Raw genomic sequence first — 16646 nt, 5'->3', positions numbered from 1 at the left:
ATGATGATTCCTAGATATTTAGTCGATGTGCAGCTAGATGAGCTGCCTGTTATTGAAAAAGATGTAATTGTAATCGGGGCCGGCATTGCCGGTCTTTTTACAGCTATACGAGCTAGCGAAAACAACTCTGTCCTCATGATTACGAAAAAATCGCTGCTCGACAGCAACACGCGTTATGCGCAAGGTGGAATCGCTGCGGTTATTTCGGATGAGGATTCGCCTGCTTACCATCTACAGGATACGCTTGTAGCGGGCGCCGGCTTGTGCTCGGAGGAAGCCGTTGATGTACTCGTTCATGAGGGACCCAAAGGTGTCCGCAGATTGATCAAGATGGGTACACAATTTGATTTGGAGAATGGCGAATTTGCGCTTACGAAGGAAGGCGCGCACAGTCAGCGGCGTATTTTGCATGCCAATGGGGATGCTACGGGCTTCGAGATCGTTCGGGCTTTGTCCGAAACGGCAATTGCTAATCCTGGAATAGAGGTTTGGGATGATCATTTCGTTATTGATTTGGTGACACAGGATGGCGAATGCTGCGGTGTAATCGTACAGAAGCCGAGTGGACAGCGCTTGTTCGTTAAGGGCAAGGCTGTTATTTTGAGTTCGGGCGGAGCTGGTCAATTATATCGCTATACTACTAATCCAGAGGTTGCAACAGGAGACGGCATAGCGATGGCTTATCGCGCAGGTGCGTACATTCAGGATGTGGAGTTTATTCAATTCCATCCAACCTCGCTTTGTTACCCGGGTGCACCAAGGTTTCTAATTTCAGAAGCCGTACGTGGAGAAGGGGCGTATCTTCGTAATATTAAAGGAGAACGTTTCATGGAACGGTATCACGAGCAGCTTGAACTTGCACCTCGGGATGTCGTTGCTAGGGCGATCGTCAGTGAAATGGAAGAGACGAAGTCGACCTTTGTTTATATTGATATTACGCATGAATCAGCGGAAATGGTTAAGCATCGTTTTCCTACTATATATGAATACTGTTTGAAATACGGTCTCGACTTAACCTCGGACTGGATTCCGGTAGCGCCGGCCATGCATTATATGATGGGCGGAGTGAAAACCGACCTAAATGGGGAAACGAATATAAAGCGTTTATTCGCTTGCGGTGAAGTATCCTCAACAGGAGTGCACGGCGCAAACCGATTGGCAAGCAATTCACTCTCTGAGGCGATTGTATTTGGCAGAAGAATTGTAAAGCGAATCGATGAACTTCCAGATATTTCAATTGAGCCTGTTATTAATAATGAAGTAGAACGAAGCAGTACTGCCATTCAGGCTGTCGTGGAAAGACGTCTTAAGCTGCAAAAAATTATGGTGCGTTATGCAGGCTTGCGCCGCGATGCGAATGGCCTTTCGAAGGGTCTTGAGGAATTGAAGCGGCAGCTGCCGATCTATCAATCCGTTCTGACTGAGCGCGAGGAATATGAATTTGCTAATCTGCTCACCTGCGCGCTGTTGACCACGGAAGCAGCACTCTCGCGAGAGGAAAGCCGTGGTGCGCATTTCCGAGAGGATTTCCCGGTACGCGATGATGTAATGTGGAAAAAGCATACGGTGATACACCGTCTATATGGATTGACGGAGGAGCGAATAGAAAATGTTTGAATGGACGGCAGGCGGGTATGATGTAGCAGTACGTGAGCAAATTCGCGGCTGGCTTGCGGAGGATATAGGCAGCGGCGATATAACGACGGAGACGACGATTCCTAGGGATTCACGTTCAAAGGCTGTTATTCACGTCAAAGAGAGCGGAATTATTGCAGGGCTTCCGATTGCGAGGCTTGTATTTGAGGTTGTAGATTCATCGCTTGTATTCGATTCCAAGGTACAGGACGGAGAACATGTAAATAAGGGCACTATAATTGCAACGGTAGAGGGCAGTACGCACAGCCTGCTTATTGGTGAGCGACTAGCGCTTAACTTAATGCAAAGGTTGTCTGGCATTGCGACCAAGACGCGTTCTTTCATTGATGCGCTCGAGGGGCTGCCGGTTCGACTTGTAGATACTCGCAAAACGACTCCAGGACACCGTATGCTGGAGAAATATGCAGTACGGGTAGGCGGCGGGGCTAATCATCGTTTTGGTTTGTACGATGCAGTCATGATTAAGGACAACCATATCAAAGGTTCCGGCGGTATTCGTGCGGCGGTTGAAGCTGCGCGTCGTAAAATTCCACACACAATGAAAATTGAAGTGGAGACAGAATCTTTAGAGCAAGTGGACGAGGCACTGGCTTGCGGAGCAGATATTATTATGCTGGACAATATGTCCGCAGACATGATGAAGGAGTGCGTCGCTCGAATTAAAGGAACTTCTCCTCATGTCATCGTAGAAGCATCCGGCGGCGTATCATTAGAAACGGTCAATGGCATTGCGGCATGCGGCGTTGATGTCATCTCTGTAGGTGGATTGACCTATTCATTCCATGCGCTCGATATTAGCTTGGATTTGAATGAGAAGAAGGGTGGGGAATCGCTATGATCCTCGTCATTGATGTTGGGAATACGAATATTGTGCTTGGCATATACAAGGGGAAAGAGTTGCTGCATCATTGGCGCCTGAGTACGAATCGTTCAGCGACAGTAGATGAATACGGCATTAACATTCACAATCTATTTCATTATGCAGGTGTGAAGCTCGATCAGATGGAAGGCGTCATTATTTCATCGGTTGTGCCTCCTTTGATGAGGACGTTAGAGCAGCTGTGTCTAAAATATTTGCGCAAAGTTCCTCTAGTCGTAGGGCCGGGTGTCAAAACCGGCTTAAACATTCGTTATGAAAATCCGCGCGAGGTCGGAGCTGATCGGATCGTCAATTCGGTAGCGGGTATCGTAAAATACGGTTCACCGCTTATTGTTGTTGATTTTGGAACGGCGACGACTTTCGATTATATCGATGAAGGCGGCAACTACTTGGGCGGAGCTATTGTGCCGGGAATCGGTATTTCGACCGAGGCGCTTTATCAGCGCGCCGCTAAGCTGCCGCGTATAGAGCTTGTGAAGCCGAAGAGCGTCATTGGCCGCAATCCTGTGACGTCGATGCAGGCAGGCATTATTTTTGGATATGCGGGACAGGTAGACGGTATTGTTAAACGTATTCGCGCAGAGTTCGGCGTCAATCCTCGTGTTATTGCGACCGGCGGCTTGGCTGAGTTAATCGCTGCAGAATCGGAAACGATAGAAGAGGTTGATCCGCTGCTGACACTTGAAGGTTTAAGAATTATATATGAAAGAAATCAGGAGGGATTATGATGAATAATCAGCTGAAGGACGTGCTGGTGCGAGGGACGGCATGGAACGGCAAAATACGAGTGTTCGCAGCTCGCACGACTCAGCTTGTAGAAGAACTTCGTCAAAGACATGGTACATATCCAACAGCTACAGCAGCTCTAGGACGTACATTAACAGCTGGCGCTATTATGGGGGCCATGCTGAAAGGGCAAGAGAAGCTGACGATTCAGGTTAAAGGTGACGGGCCTATCGGTCAGATCGTCGTTGATGCTAATGCGGATGGAGAATTACGCGGATACGTTGATCATCCTGAGGTCCACTTACCAAGCAACGAACATGGCAAGTTGGATGTAGCCGGTGGCGTTGGACGCAGCGGCTATCTTCATATTACAAAGGATTTAGGGATGAAGGAGCCTTACCGCGGAAGTGTTCCGATTGTATCGGGTGAGCTGGGTGAGGATTTCACATACTACTTCGCTGTGTCGGAGCAGACACCTTCAGCGGTAGGTCTTGGTGTATTAGTTGATACGGATAACTCGGTGCTGCATGCTGGCGGGTTTATTGTTCAGTTAATGCCTGGATTAACAGATGATGAAATTACAAGGCTGGAGCAAGCGCTGGCATTGATGCCGCCAGTGACGACCTTGCTTGATCAGGGAGAGTCCCCTGAAGGGCTATTGCGTAGAATTGTTGGTGACAATGAGCTTCAGATTCACGATACAATGGAATTAAAGTTCCAATGCTTCTGTTCCTCGGAACGCGTAGAACAAACACTTTTAAGCTTAGGTGAGCACGAGCTGCAACAAATTATTGATGAAGATGGAAAAGCGGAAGTCGTCTGCCAATTTTGCAACGAAGCGTATACATTTGAGCGGGCGCAGCTAAAGCTGCTGCTTGATCAAGCGAAACCAAAGCCGATCCAATAAATTGGAGGCATTAGGGCAATGAGGAAATACGAGGTGCTGAAGGCAGTGGTCATCCTTCAAGCCGTATGTATGGTGGTATTATCGGTGGTCGTAGTCATAAAGGTGTGGCCAGGACACGAGCAGCCTCGGCCGCAAACGAGTGTTGGCAGTGAGGAAGAGACGGCTGAAACGAGCAAGCCAGGCCAAACGCCAACCGTTGATTCCTCGAATGCAAAAGATGGGCAGCGCGTTATCGCTAAGGTAGGCACGGAAACCATTACGTTAGCTGATTTACAAGCGGAGCTCCATTCACAGTACGGAGAAGCCGTTCTAAGAGCATTAATGGTTCACAAAGCGATTGATTTAGAAGCAGCAGCTTCCGAGCTTAGCGTACTGCCTGAGGAGCAAAGCCGTGAACTTGATAAAATGGTGGAAGGCTACGATAGCGAAGAACGGTTTTATGAGGTCATGCAGGAGCAGCTAGGCATGAGCAAAGAGCAGGTGCTTGAAGAGCTGCATTACCGCCTGCTGCTTGAGAAAATTATTATTCGCAGCATTCCTGTCTCAGATGAAGAGGTTGATCGCTACATCGCTGATCACCCCGAGGAGTTTGATGCGAAAGTACAGCTGCATCTGCAATGGATCATGACGGAAACGAAAAAGGAAGCCGAATCGGTAATGGGACTATTAGCGGACGGTGAGGATTTCGCTGCGATGGCTCGCGAATATTCTGTTGATTCCTTCACGGCGGATATAGGCGGCGACCTTGGTTTACTTGATGCGGATGATCCTTTTTATAATCGTGAAATGATGGATACAGCTATCGGCTTGCAGATAGCTGAAATTGCAGGTCCGATTAAGGTCGATGGAGGTTATGCGGTTATTCGTCTCATTGAACGCCAAATGACATCGAACACAACTGAAACTAGACTGTATGATACGGTGCGCAAGCAGCTGGCACTAGAGCGCGCTGACTCATTGACAAAAGTTGAGGATGAGCTGCTGAATAAATATGATGCTGTGAAAACAGAATAGCTTCGCTTCGTATTGCGTTTTCAGTGGAGTGAGAAAGTCACTATTGACAACGGATGCAAGAGATTGTTAAGATGTAATTAGTGAAAATACCAACTGAATTAGTCGGAATAAGGAGGCAGTTATTTCCATGGCCAAAATTGTGCAAAGCGTTCTAGATCTTATCGGTGACACTCCGCTTGTTCGTTTAAACCGTCTCGTGCCGGAAGGCAGCGCAGAAGTTTATGTGAAACTTGAGTACCAAAATCCAGGTGCAAGTGTAAAAGACCGTATTGCAATTAGTATGGTTGAGGTAGCTGAGCAAGAGGGCATTATAAAACCAGGCGATACTATTATTGAGCCTACTAGCGGAAATACAGGAATTGGACTAGCACTCGTAGCAGCAGCGAAAGGCTACAAGGCTATTCTTGTAATGCCTGAAACGATGAGTGTCGAGCGTCGCAACTTGCTTCGCGCTTATGGTGCAGAGCTTGTACTTACTCCGGGTTCCGAGGGTATGAACGGCGCAGTTCGCAAAGCAGAAGAGCTTGCAGCTGAGAACTCTAACTACTTCTTGCCGCAACAATTCAAAAACCAAGCTAACGTAAAGGTTCACCGTGAAACGACAGGTCCTGAAATTGTTGAAGCGATCAATTCGCTTGACGGTAAATTGGATGCATTCGTTGCTGGTATCGGTACAGGCGGTACGATTTCCGGTACAGGTGAAGTACTTAAGCAAAACTTCGATGGCATCAAAATTTACGCGGTTGAGCCTGCTGCTTCACCGATCCTCTCTGGCGGTAAACCAGGCGCACACAAAATTCAAGGTATCGGCGCTAACTTCGTTCCTGATATTTTGAACCGTGACATCTATGATGCTGTAATTACAATTGAAAACGAAGATGCGTTTGAATACGCTCGACGCGCAGCGAAAGAAGAAGGTATTCTTTGTGGTATTTCTTCGGGTGCAGCGATTTATGCAGCACTACAAGTTGCGAAAGAGCTTGGCGCAGGCAAGCGTGTTGTTGCGATTGTTCCAAGTAACGGCGAACGCTACCTTTCCACACCGCTATTCAACTTCGAAAACTAATTTTTACTGTCTATATTGAACGCCTTTCATTCCCCGGAATGGAAGGCTTTCTTTTTACTAATCTATTCTGTATACTGAGCAAAATAAGTTAAGTAATCGGGGGTTGAAGGTGATGGTCACCGCAATAGAGCTGTGGACTCGGTGGCACGCCGAACGAAAATATACGACGCTGCCACTAGTTAAAGAATTGCCCTTTGAGTTCGGAAATCGGGCAAGCATTACATCTTGGGAAGAAGTATGGCAGGATGCTTCGCCGCATGCGTTTGTTCTAGAGAGCGGTAAGGATGGACGTTATACCTATTTAGGATTACATCCTGATGGTATCATACGCGGAAAAGGGCTGCATGCAGAGTCAATAGAGTTTCATTCGCTGGAGGAGCAAAGCAAACGCAGCTGGGAAGGGAAGCCCCTTGAGGTTGTGAGGGAGTGGATGAGCGGGCAGCGCGGGCCTAGGCTTGAAGATAGTCCGAAATGGATAGGCGGATGTGTGGGCTTCTGGGGCTATGATGTTATACGGTCTATTGAACGATTACCAGTTATAGCCGAGGATAATCGGAGTATTCCAGACTACTTATTTATGCAAATGAATGAGATTTGGATTATCGATCACGTACAATCGAAGGTTTACTGTGCGGTACATACGAGAGTAGATCAAGATGCGGATGAACAAGCGCTGCGATTTGCTTACGAGCGTGCATGTTCTAGAGCGGAAGGGATGACCGATTATTGGTTAACCTGGTTTGATGAAGAGCGTGTCAAAGCGAAGGCAGTGACGCTTCAAGTAAAAAGACAGCGTTTATTGGAAGATGATTTGCTGCATATAGATGTTGAATCGATTCCTGGCATTACAACGCCTTTCTCGAAGCAGGCCTATATGGAAGCCGTCCGCAGCATTCAAAGATATATTGAGCAGGGTGACGTATTTCAAGTGAATTTGTCTGTACGTCAGAGTAAGACGATCACAGCCGCACCGGAAGAACTCTATGAATGGATTAGACTCGTAAATCCTTCTCCGTATATGGGTTTTCTAAAGTGTCCTGACTTTCAGCTTGTATCTGCATCGCCAGAGCTTTTGGTTGAACTTCACGATAACAAGCTCACAGCAAGGCCAATTGCAGGTACACGAAGACGTGGCCGAACAGAGGAAGAGGATCAACGGTTCGCAGATGAGCTTCTCTCGAATGAGAAGGAACGGGCGGAGCATATTATGCTCGTTGATTTGGAGCGGAACGATCTCGGTCGTATTTCCGCTTATGGTACGGTTAAAGTTGAAGAGCTCATGGTGATTGAACAGTACTCGCATGTGATGCACCTCGTATCGCAGGTGGAGGGTCAACTAGCAAGCGGCAAGGATGCTTATGATGTCATTTCAGCTAAGTTCCCGGGCGGGACGATTACTGGCGCTCCAAAAATTCGCACCATGGAAATTATTGAGGAGCTTGAACCGATACGCCGAGGACCTTATACAGGATCGCTTGGTTGGATTGACTACAACGGTGATATGGAATTTAATATTATTATTAGAACAATGGTGCTGCAGGACGGTTTGGTTCATATTCAAGCGGGAGCGGGTATCGTTATCGATTCTGAACCAGAGCGAGAATACAAGGAATCACTAAACAAGGCGAAGGCGCTATGGAAAGCCATTCAATACAGCGAACGGTTTGCCGCGGTCGATTTGGCAGCCGAAACGGATAAAGGGGGAGCCATAACATGATACTGGTAATCGATAATTATGATTCTTTTACGTACAATCTAGTGCAGTATTTGGGTGAGCTTGGGGAAGATATTATCGTAAAACGCAATGACGAAATTGATTTGGCGGGAATTGAAGCATTAGCGCCTGATCATATATTAATTTCACCAGGCCCGTGTTCACCTAATGAAGCGGGTATTAGTCTAGCGCTTATTGAGCGTTTTAAAGGTGCAATTCCGATTTTTGGTGTTTGTTTAGGACATCAATCCATTGGACAAGCTTTTGGGGGCGAAGTAGTGCGTGCGGAGAAGTTGATGCATGGCAAAACGTCTGCAATTCACCATCAAGGAAAATCAGTTTTCGAAGGCATGCCGTCTCCATTTACGGCTACACGTTACCATTCTCTCATTGTGCGCCGTGAAACGCTGCCGGATTGCTTGGAAATTACTGCGGAGACGGACGAAGGCGAAATTATGGGTCTGCGTCATAAGGAATACGCGATTGAAGGGGTGCAATTTCACCCTGAGTCCATTATAACGGAGCATGGTTTGACGATGCTTCGTAATTTCTTGCAAAATCGGACAGGCGCAGTGCGATGAAAGTCGGACTAAACGGCTCCGTAATGGATGCGAGTGAAGCCGTGATCTCAGTTTATGATCACGGTTTTTTGTACGGTATGGGTTTATTCGAAACTTTCCGTACCTACGATAGGAAACCTTATTTATTGGAGCGACATATGAATCGACTTTGCACAGGCTGTGATCAGCTTGGCATTCGGTTTCAAGTTAATTTGGAGCAAGAATGTGCCTTGGTAAATGAGCTGTTGGAGGTAAACGGTCTTAAGGATGGTTATGTACGAATGACCGTCACGGCTGGGGAAGCAGAGCTAGGATTGCCGACGGGCGATTATGAGCAGCCTAATGTGTTAATGCTTGTAAAGGCTTTGCCGCCGGCTAATGATGCGGTTCATATGCGCGGACGGGAGCTGCGGCTATTGCAGACTAGGCGAAATACGCCTGAAGGCGATGTTCGCTTTAAGTCTCTCCATTATATGAACAATATTATTGCCAAGCGGGAGCTGCTGGCCAGCAGTGCATCTCCCGGTGCCGAGGGTCTTATGCTTAGCCAGGAGGGCTGGTTGGCAGAGGGCATCGTTAGCAATGTGTTTTTTGTTAGGGATGACGTTATATATACACCTAATCTGGCAACAGGTATACTGCCAGGCATTACACGAGAGCGGGTTCTTGAGCTTGCAGAAAGTGCGGGCTATCGGACGGAAGAGGGACTTTACAGCTTTGAAAGGTTTCAAGCTGCAGATGAGATTTGGTTGACTAATTCGATTCAGGAGCTTGTGCCTGTCACCACATTAACGGATATTAACGGGGAAAGTACTGTGATCAGTGATGGTCAAGCCGGAATTGTTACGAAGCAATTACTCTCGCTATACCGGCAAACTACGTTAGCTGACAGTGATGTACAGATGAAATAGGCTATGTGATCAAGAAACATTATGAAGAAGGATGGTGGTCTTACAGTGGATCAACAACCAAATTTCTATAAGAGAAAATATGAGTTTAGCAGTGGGGCCAAGCTTGAGTTAGGTCATCGCACTTTAATTATGGGCATCTTGAATGCGACTCCTGATTCTTTCTCTGACGGCGGACGCTACACAAATGTGGATACAGCTCTTGCTCGTGCGATTGCAATGGTAGAGGAAGGTGCTGACATCATTGATATTGGCGGGGAATCTACACGTCCCGGCTTTGAACCGGTGGGAGTGGAGGAAGAACTGCAGCGTATCATTCCTGTTATTCAGGCAGTTAGCAAAGCGCTGCCGAATATTCCTTTATCTATTGATACGTATAAAGCGGAGACCGCACGCCAAGCGCTAGAGGCTGGTGCACATATCATCAATGATATATGGGGTCTAAAAGGTGACCCGAACATGGCCGCGGTTGTGGCTGAGTATGACTGCCCTGTCATTATCAATCACAATCGCCATGCTAGAGACTACAATGATTTTGTCCCAGATGTGCTTGCTGATTTGCAAGGAAGTGTCAGCATCGCACGTACAGCAGGCATCGCAGATGATCGGATTTGGCTTGACCCTGGTATTGGCTTTGCCAAAACCTACGAAGACAACTTGGAGTTGCTTGGCCGTCTATCCGAGCTGCATGCGCTCGGTTATCCCGTGCTGCTTGGCACCTCGCGCAAACGATTTATTAAGCAGACGCTCAATTTGCCTGTTGAAGAGCTAGTTGAGGGAACGGCAGCGACCGTTACACTCGGTATTGCGCATGGCTGTCAAGTTGTGCGTGTGCACGATGTGCGTGCGATCAAACGAACTGCGCTTATGACGGACGCCATACTATATCGTAATTAATTCAGCACCTAAATAGAATTCTCTATTTTTAGATATGCTGCATCGTTAGGAGAGTGACTATAATGGATAAGATGATGATTAAAGGAATGCGGTTTTACGGTTATCACGGCGTATTTCCCGAAGAGAATAAGCTAGGTCAGAAATATTACGTAGATGTTGAATTGAGCATGGATTTGGAGCGGGCTGCGTTAACGGATGATTTGAATGCTACTGTTAATTATGCAGAAATTCACGCTCTCACCAAAACGATTGTCGAAGGCCCGCCTTTTAAGCTGATCGAGGCTTTAACGGGTCACATTGCATCGCAAGTTTTGGAAGTTTATACTATGGTACATGAAGTAACGGTTCGAGTAACGAAGCCGAACCCTCCGTTCGATATCCATTTTGACGGAGTAACGGTAGAAATGCGTAGAAAGCGGGACACTGATGGACGAACAATTCCCGCATGAGGGTGCACAGACACAGGCAGAGGCATATATAGCATTAGGTTCAAACATGGGAAACCGTGAGCAGATACTGCTGGCGGCGATTAACCTCATAGATGCACATCCGGACATCGTAGTAAACAAAATATCCGGCATGTATGAGACCGATCCGGTAGGCTATACGGATCAGCCACCTTTTATCAATATGGCATTGGCAGTACAAACAACGCTATCCCCGCTAATGCTCCTGCGTCAGCTTCTCGATTTCGAGCAGCAGCTAGGGAGAGTTCGACAAATACGTTGGGGACCGAGAACCATTGACCTCGATTTGCTCCTATATGATAATGTCAGAATGGATCAAGAGGAACTGACTTTGCCGCATCCGCGTATGATGGAGCGGTCGTTCGTGCTTGTGCCGCTGCACGATGTTATTAATCAATCGCATCGGCTGCAGGCCGAGATAAGAGCAGTATCTGAAGCAGCGCTTCTGGATGGAAAGGAAGGCATTACATTATGGAAAACAATCAATTGGCGCAGCGCGTCAGAGCTTTTCGAAAGCTGAAGGGCTATACTCAGCAGGAGCTGGCCAAGGAGCTTGGTGTATCGGTAGCTGTTCTTGGTTCATTAGAGCGAGGAACGAGAAAGACAGATACGAAACTTTTAAACCATATCGCTAATACATTAGGAATCAGCTATGAAGAATTAATGTCTGATAATCGTGAATAGTGATGTTTACGATACAATACATGAACAATAAACAATGAAGAGAGGAGCAAGGGGCGACATGCTGAAAATCGGAGACATCGAGATGAAGAACAAAGTGGTGCTAGCGCCGATGGCAGGCGTGTGCAACCCGGCTTTTCGATTAATTGCCAAAGAGTTTGGAACAGGCCTTGTATGTGCAGAGATGGTAAGTGACAAGGCGATCTTGCATGGGAACAAAAGAACGCTTGAAATGCTTTTCGTAGATGAGCGCGAGAAGCCGCTTAGCCTTCAAATATTCGGCGGTGACCGTGAGTCGCTGGTCGAGGCGGCGAAGGTCGTTGATAAGCAGACCAATGCGGATATTATCGACATCAACATGGGCTGTCCTGTTCCGAAGGTAACAAAGTGTGATGCAGGTGCGCGTTGGCTGCTCGATCCGAACAAGATTTATGAAATGGTGTCAGCGGTTGTTGATGCAGTTCAGAAGCCTGTAACGGTAAAAATGCGTATAGGTTGGGATGATCAGCATATTTATGCAGTTGAGAATGCACGTGCTGTCGAACGCGCAGGCGGCAAAGCCGTTAGTGTGCATGGACGTACACGTGAGCAATTGTATACAGGCAAGGCCAATTGGGACATTATAAAGGAAGTTAAAGAAGCGGTATCTATTCCCGTAATTGGCAATGGTGACGTTTTCTCACCAGAGGATGCAAAACGTTTGCTCGATCATACGGGCTGCGACGGTGTTATGATCGGACGCGGAGCGCTGGGCAACCCATGGATGCTTTACCGGACGATTCAATATTTGACGAACGGTGAGCTGCTCAATGATCCCACACCACGCGAGAAAATCGATGTAGCTATTTTGCACTTGGATCGGTTAGTGGCGCTGAAGAACGAGGCAGTTGCAGTTCGCGAGATGCGTAAGCACTTGGCTTGGTACTTGAAGGGGCTTCCGGGCGGTGCTCGTGTGAAGGACGTTATTATGGAAGAGACCGGTCGTGATCCAATGGTAGCAATTTTGGAAAACTACGTGCGTGCACTTGAAGAGGATGTAGATTTCCAGTCCATTCACGGAACAGCAAGTGGAGCAACCGATTCAACACAAGAGGTCGCATACTAATATTCAAATCGATCGGTTATGTGAGTTACACCATATATCAAGTCAATCGACAACTTTCGACAAAAGCCGCTATCATGCGGCTTCTGCGCTACTTTTCGGAAATGAAACGGTTTCAATGGGTCGGCTGGCTGCGATTGACATTAAGGGTAACTTTGCAATATAATCGTGCAATATAATCTAACAAGCACATCAAGAGCGCTTCAACAACAGTTGGTATGAGTAATAAGAAGCGTAATATATTAGGTATCAGTGAATTCATACAAGGTATGAAAAATTAGTCACATGACAGGAGAATCGGAAAGATGAACGATAAGCAAATCATTCTGACTCAAGAAGGGCTTCGCAAGCTCGAAGATGAATTAGAGAACCTAAAGTCGGTCAAACGTCGTGAGGTTGCTGAACGTATTAAAATAGCAATTGGCTATGGCGATATAAGTGAAAACTCGGAGTATGAAGATGCAAAGAATGAGCAAGCCTTTATCGAAGGCCGTGTTCTTACCCTTGAAAAGATGTTGCGAAATGCGCGTATTATAAATAACGATGATATTGATATTGATACCGTGAGCATCGGTTCGATCGTAACGGTTGAAGATATGGAGTATGGCGACACTGTGGATTATTCCATTGTAGGTACAGCGGAAGCCGATCCTTTGCAAAACAAGATTTCAAATGAAAGCCCGGTTGGCAAAGCGATTCTAGGCAAGAAAAAAGGTACAGTTGTCGAAGTAAGTGTACCGGTCGGCATTATTCAATACAAAATTCTCGATATCAAAAAATAAGGTTTGCTATATGCGGTTCAAAAAGCTTCCTTGTGGGAAGCTTTTTGAACGTTTAATATATAAGAACGTATATTAAACGTCGATACAGGGCTTATATTTTTTCGTGAAACGAGATTTGCTGCAAGAATCCGGTGACATCCGCTTATGTTCGCCGAACGATCAAGGAGATGAAAGAAGTGGAACAAGAAAACAATGAGCAGCAGGAGTTAAGTGAGCTCTTGCAAATTCGCAGAAACAAATTGGATGAGCTTCGAGGGCTAGGGGTGGATCCTTTCGGCCGTAGGTTCGAACGCAGTACTAACGCCAAAGATATCGTACAAGCCTATGAAGGGCTTAGCAAAGAGGAAATAGAAGGTCAAGCGGTAGAAGTGAGTATTGCAGGCCGGATTATGCAGAAGCGCGGTATGGGTAAAGCGGGCTTTGCTACAATTCAGGATTTGAGCGGCAAGGTTCAAATCTATGTTCGTAAAGATACCGTTGAAGAGCATAAATTCGCTGCTTTCGACATGCTTGATATTGGTGATATTATTGGCGTACAGGGTGTTGTATTCAAAACAAATACAGGCGAAGTATCAGTCAAAGCAAAGGATATCGAAGTTTTGACGAAGTCGCTTCTTCCATTGCCTGATAAATATCATGGTTTGAAGGACGTAGAGCTTCGTTATCGTCAGCGTTATGTTGACCTTATCGTAAATCCTGATGTACAACAAACCTTTATCACTCGTTCAAAAATCATTCAATCCATGCGTCGCTATCTGGATTCCCGCGGGTATCTAGAAGTAGAAACGCCGACCTTACATTCGATTGCAGGCGGTGCGGCAGCTCGTCCGTTCGAGACGCATCATAATGCTCTCGACATGCAGCTCTATATGCGTATCGCAATCGAGCTTCATTTGAAGCGATTAATTGTAGGCGGACTAGAGAAAGTATATGAGATTGGCCGCGTATACCGGAATGAGGGTATTTCTACTCGTCACAATCCGGAATTTACGATGATTGAACTGTATGAGGCATATGCTGACTACAAGGATATTATGGAATTGACTGAAAATGTTATTGCGCATATCGCGCAAGAGGTTCTCGGCACAACGAAGATTACTTATCAAGGTCAAGAAATTGATTTGACTCCGCAGTGGCGTCGGGTTTCTATGGTCGATCTTGTTAAAGAAACGACAGGTGTTGATTTCGGTGTGGAGATGAGTGACGAAGAAGCTCATCGTTTGGCGAAAGAGCATAAAGTTGCTGTTGATCCTCATATGACGTTTGGTCATATTCTTAACGCATTCTTTGAACAGTTCGGAGAGCATACGCTTATTCAACCGACTTTCGTTACCGGCCATCCTGTTGCGATCTCGCCGCTTGCTAAGAAAAGCGATGCAGATCCGCGCTTCACAGATCGTTTTGAGCTATTTATCGTAGCTCGTGAGCATGCAAATGCATTTACGGAGCTTAACGACCCGATTGATCAGCGTGAACGATTCGAGTCACAGCTTCTTGAGCGAGAGCAGGGCAACGATGAAGCGCATGGTATGGATGAGGACTTTATTCGTGCTCTTGAATACGGCATGCCGCCGACTGGCGGACTAGGAATCGGCATTGACCGTTTGATCATGCTGCTAACTGATGCTCCTTCTATCCGTGATGTGCTGTTGTTCCCTCATATGAGAGACCAACGTTCAGCTGAATAAGAGTAAATCTAAAGAACCGCACGGCATGTAGCCGCTAGCGGTTCTTTTTTTTTTGCGATGAGCCTTTGCAGCAGCAATCTTCAAAAACTGCCAAAATACGATTTTTACTCACAGCTTTTCTATTGATTCGATAGATTCATATGATAAAATAGAACTAATAAAGCTAAGCACGACAACGGCAAACCTATCGAAAGGTAGGGACGCAAAGCTAAAGGGCCTTCCGTAAGATGGCAGCCAGCTACCGAATGGACAGGCTTTTTTTTTGTTTTATAGAGGAGATAACATCTTGTAGCGCTTCACACGATAACGGCAAACCTATCGAAAGGTAGGGACGCAAAGCTATAGGGCCTTCCGTAAGATGGCAGCCAGCTACCGAAGGGAGTTTGTTTATGCGCAAGTTTATATTACTAATCACAGCTTTTGTTCTTTTCGCATCCATTAATGTAACTGTCGTTCAAGCGAGTAATGAGAAAGCTTCTGAATGGCTGAATACAGATAATCTGGATAACGGTGTTGTCTCCGTACAATACGCAGTGAAGGCTAAAGTGAAAACAAAGCTTATGATTGTTAAAGGCTCATCCAAATACACCTACAACTTAACTGCCGGGAAAGCTAGGGAGCAGTTCCCGTTACAACTTGGTAATGGTCAATATACGATTTCATTGTTAGAGAATACATCGGGCAACAAATACAAGCTGGTGAAGAAACAACTCGTTACACTCAAGTTGAAGGATAATAAAGTTCTATATTTAAATTCAATTCAAAACATTGAATGGTCGACTACAAGCAGTGCAATCGTCAAAGCAAAGGAATTAACAAAAAATAAAAAGACCGATAGCGAGAAAGTAAAAGCAATCTATAACTACATCATTACAAATGTTGATTATGATAACCAATTGGCTGCTAATCTGCCCGTAGATTACCTCCCGAATATCGATCGTACATTTAAAACCAAAAAAGATATTTGCTACGGATACGCTTCATTGTTTGCAGCAATGCTCCGCAGCGTTGATATTCCCACTAAGCTAGTGATGGGGCAGTCGTCTTACGTCGATGTTTATCATGCATGGAATGAAGTTTACTTGGATGACAAATGGGTTACGATTGATCCAACGGTCGATGCGGGCTTCAAGAAGGGTAACAAAAAGTATGAGCTTATCAAGGATGCAGCAAACTATAAAGCAACAAAGTATTACTAAGGAACAACGAGCTTGCGTTAAATCGTATAGCTCGTTTTTTTATGTCTTGCTTCAATATAGATAGAATTCGAATATAGCTTCTATACCATCAAAACAAGGGATAACCGTCACTTAAAAAGTTTTTAGCGTTTTTTTGAAAAAAACACTTGCGCTACTATTGCTGCCTATGATATATTATTTCTTGTCGCCGCTGAGACAAACGCGGATGACACGAAAGAATGAATTGTTCTTTGAAAACTGAACAACGAGTAATAACTGCCCTTACGATTCAAACGAATCGTGAGAAATAGCGATAAAAAAGTAATGAGCAAGTCAAACACCAATTTGGAGAGTTTGATCCTGGCTCAGGACGAACGCTGGCGGCGTGCCTAATACATGCAAGTCGAGCGGAGTTGATGA

Annotated in this window: 17 protein-coding genes, 1 rRNA gene and 2 riboswitches; all 18 genes read left to right on the top strand. The window is 46.0% G+C overall.

The genetic code is table 11. The features are described 5' to 3' along the window. The first annotated feature begins 3 nt into the window (after window positions 1-3). Entirely contained in the window at window positions 4-1617 is a 1614-nt protein-coding gene (nadB, locus tag AC0YN6_RS26505; protein ID WP_475750834.1) for an L-aspartate oxidase, read from the top strand. Continuing rightward, window positions 1610-2494, top strand: coding sequence for a carboxylating nicotinate-nucleotide diphosphorylase (gene nadC, locus AC0YN6_RS26500; protein ID WP_475750746.1), 885 nt, complete (start codon window positions 1610-1612; stop codon window positions 2492-2494). The genes nadB and nadC overlap by 8 nt, the downstream gene beginning before the upstream one ends. Next, the gene (locus AC0YN6_RS26495; protein WP_475750744.1) at window positions 2491-3264 is read left to right on the top strand and encodes a type III pantothenate kinase; all 774 of its coding nucleotides are present in this window, start codon (window positions 2491-2493) and stop codon (window positions 3262-3264) included. The genes nadC and AC0YN6_RS26495 overlap by 4 nt, the downstream gene beginning before the upstream one ends. Further along, entirely contained in the window at window positions 3261-4169 is a 909-nt protein-coding gene (hslO, locus tag AC0YN6_RS26490) for an Hsp33 family molecular chaperone HslO (RefSeq protein ID WP_475750743.1), read from the top strand. The genes AC0YN6_RS26495 and hslO overlap by 4 nt, the downstream gene beginning before the upstream one ends. 18 nt (window positions 4170-4187) lie before the next feature. Continuing rightward, window positions 4188-5183, top strand: coding sequence for a peptidylprolyl isomerase (locus AC0YN6_RS26485; RefSeq protein WP_475750742.1), 996 nt, complete (start codon window positions 4188-4190; stop codon window positions 5181-5183). Between the two features lie 127 nt (window positions 5184-5310). After that, window positions 5311-6249, top strand: a complete 939-nt coding sequence (gene cysK, locus AC0YN6_RS26480) for a cysteine synthase A (RefSeq protein WP_475750740.1) — start codon at window positions 5311-5313, stop codon at window positions 6247-6249. 112 nt (window positions 6250-6361) lie between these two features. Continuing rightward, entirely contained in the window at window positions 6362-7966 is a 1605-nt protein-coding gene (locus AC0YN6_RS26475; protein WP_475750832.1) for an anthranilate synthase component I family protein, read from the top strand. Next, the gene (gene pabA / locus AC0YN6_RS26470) at window positions 7963-8544 is read left to right on the top strand and encodes an aminodeoxychorismate/anthranilate synthase component II (protein WP_475750738.1); all 582 of its coding nucleotides are present in this window, start codon (window positions 7963-7965) and stop codon (window positions 8542-8544) included. Before AC0YN6_RS26475 ends, pabA begins: the two co-directional genes overlap by 4 nt. Then, window positions 8541-9434: an aminodeoxychorismate lyase gene (pabC, locus tag AC0YN6_RS26465; RefSeq protein WP_475750736.1), complete on the top strand. Its 894-nt coding sequence runs from the start codon at window positions 8541-8543 to the stop codon at window positions 9432-9434. The genes pabA and pabC overlap by 4 nt, the downstream gene beginning before the upstream one ends. A 45-nt stretch (window positions 9435-9479) precedes the next feature. After that, the gene (folP, locus tag AC0YN6_RS26460; RefSeq protein WP_475750734.1) at window positions 9480-10328 is read left to right on the top strand and encodes a dihydropteroate synthase; all 849 of its coding nucleotides are present in this window, start codon (window positions 9480-9482) and stop codon (window positions 10326-10328) included. A 62-nt stretch (window positions 10329-10390) separates the two neighbouring features. Continuing rightward, a complete protein-coding gene (folB, locus tag AC0YN6_RS26455; protein WP_475750732.1) occupies window positions 10391-10777 on the top strand; it encodes a dihydroneopterin aldolase in 387 nt (128 codons plus the stop codon). After that, the gene (folK, locus tag AC0YN6_RS26450; protein ID WP_475750730.1) at window positions 10755-11315 is read left to right on the top strand and encodes a 2-amino-4-hydroxy-6-hydroxymethyldihydropteridine diphosphokinase; all 561 of its coding nucleotides are present in this window, start codon (window positions 10755-10757) and stop codon (window positions 11313-11315) included. The genes folB and folK overlap by 23 nt, the downstream gene beginning before the upstream one ends. Then, window positions 11267-11479 carry a helix-turn-helix domain-containing protein gene (locus AC0YN6_RS26445; RefSeq protein ID WP_475750728.1) on the top strand — a complete coding sequence of 71 codons (213 nt, stop codon included), beginning with the start codon at window positions 11267-11269 and terminating at the stop codon, window positions 11477-11479. Before folK ends, AC0YN6_RS26445 begins: the two co-directional genes overlap by 49 nt. 58 nt (window positions 11480-11537) lie before the next feature. Next, window positions 11538-12581, top strand: coding sequence for a tRNA dihydrouridine synthase DusB (dusB, locus tag AC0YN6_RS26440; RefSeq protein WP_475750726.1), 1044 nt, complete (start codon window positions 11538-11540; stop codon window positions 12579-12581). A gap of 302 nt (window positions 12582-12883) precedes the next feature. Continuing rightward, window positions 12884-13360, top strand: coding sequence for a transcription elongation factor GreA (greA, locus tag AC0YN6_RS26435; protein WP_475750724.1), 477 nt, complete (start codon window positions 12884-12886; stop codon window positions 13358-13360). A 167-nt stretch (window positions 13361-13527) separates the two neighbouring features. Continuing rightward, window positions 13528-15048: a lysine--tRNA ligase gene (gene lysS, locus AC0YN6_RS26430; protein WP_475750830.1), complete on the top strand. Its 1521-nt coding sequence runs from the start codon at window positions 13528-13530 to the stop codon at window positions 15046-15048. A gap of 167 nt (window positions 15049-15215) precedes the next feature. After that, window positions 15216-15294: riboswitch (cyclic di-GMP riboswitch) on the top strand. A 52-nt stretch (window positions 15295-15346) separates the two neighbouring features. Further along, a riboswitch (cyclic di-GMP riboswitch) is annotated at window positions 15347-15425 on the top strand. A 12-nt stretch (window positions 15426-15437) separates the two neighbouring features. Then, on the top strand, window positions 15438-16247 hold the full coding sequence (locus AC0YN6_RS26425) for a transglutaminase-like domain-containing protein (RefSeq protein WP_475750722.1): 810 nt from the start codon (window positions 15438-15440) through the stop codon (window positions 16245-16247). 321 nt (window positions 16248-16568) lie between these two features. Beyond that, window positions 16569-16646, top strand: a 16S ribosomal RNA gene (locus tag AC0YN6_RS26420); the annotation flags it as partial.

It is taken from the genome of Paenibacillus sp. J22P15, from assembly GCF_056269345.1.
This window is presented reverse-complemented; position numbering and strand designations above follow the sequence as displayed.

Excerpts from the sequence above, each read along its gene's own strand:
- nadB (WP_475750834.1), top strand. The coding sequence starts at position 4 with ATGATTCCTAGATATTTAGTCGATGTGCAGCTAGATGAGCTGCCTGTT.
- nadC (WP_475750746.1), top strand. The coding sequence starts at position 1,610 with ATGTTTGAATGGACGGCAGGCGGGTATGATGTAGCAGTACGTGAGCAA.
- AC0YN6_RS26495 (WP_475750744.1), top strand. The coding sequence starts at position 2,491 with ATGATCCTCGTCATTGATGTTGGGAATACGAATATTGTGCTTGGCATA.
- hslO (WP_475750743.1), top strand. The coding sequence starts at position 3,261 with ATGATGAATAATCAGCTGAAGGACGTGCTGGTGCGAGGGACGGCATGG.
- AC0YN6_RS26485 (WP_475750742.1), top strand. The coding sequence starts at position 4,188 with ATGAGGAAATACGAGGTGCTGAAGGCAGTGGTCATCCTTCAAGCCGTA.
- cysK (WP_475750740.1), top strand. The coding sequence starts at position 5,311 with ATGGCCAAAATTGTGCAAAGCGTTCTAGATCTTATCGGTGACACTCCG.
- AC0YN6_RS26475 (WP_475750832.1), top strand. The coding sequence starts at position 6,362 with ATGGTCACCGCAATAGAGCTGTGGACTCGGTGGCACGCCGAACGAAAA.
- pabA (WP_475750738.1), top strand. The coding sequence starts at position 7,963 with ATGATACTGGTAATCGATAATTATGATTCTTTTACGTACAATCTAGTG.
- pabC (WP_475750736.1), top strand. The coding sequence starts at position 8,541 with ATGAAAGTCGGACTAAACGGCTCCGTAATGGATGCGAGTGAAGCCGTG.
- folB (WP_475750732.1), top strand. The coding sequence starts at position 10,391 with ATGGATAAGATGATGATTAAAGGAATGCGGTTTTACGGTTATCACGGC.
- folK (WP_475750730.1), top strand. The coding sequence starts at position 10,755 with ATGGACGAACAATTCCCGCATGAGGGTGCACAGACACAGGCAGAGGCA.
- AC0YN6_RS26445 (WP_475750728.1), top strand. The coding sequence starts at position 11,267 with ATGGAAAACAATCAATTGGCGCAGCGCGTCAGAGCTTTTCGAAAGCTG.
- dusB (WP_475750726.1), top strand. The coding sequence starts at position 11,538 with ATGCTGAAAATCGGAGACATCGAGATGAAGAACAAAGTGGTGCTAGCG.
- greA (WP_475750724.1), top strand. The coding sequence starts at position 12,884 with ATGAACGATAAGCAAATCATTCTGACTCAAGAAGGGCTTCGCAAGCTC.
- lysS (WP_475750830.1), top strand. The coding sequence starts at position 13,528 with ATGAAAGAAGTGGAACAAGAAAACAATGAGCAGCAGGAGTTAAGTGAG.
- AC0YN6_RS26425 (WP_475750722.1), top strand. The coding sequence starts at position 15,438 with ATGCGCAAGTTTATATTACTAATCACAGCTTTTGTTCTTTTCGCATCC.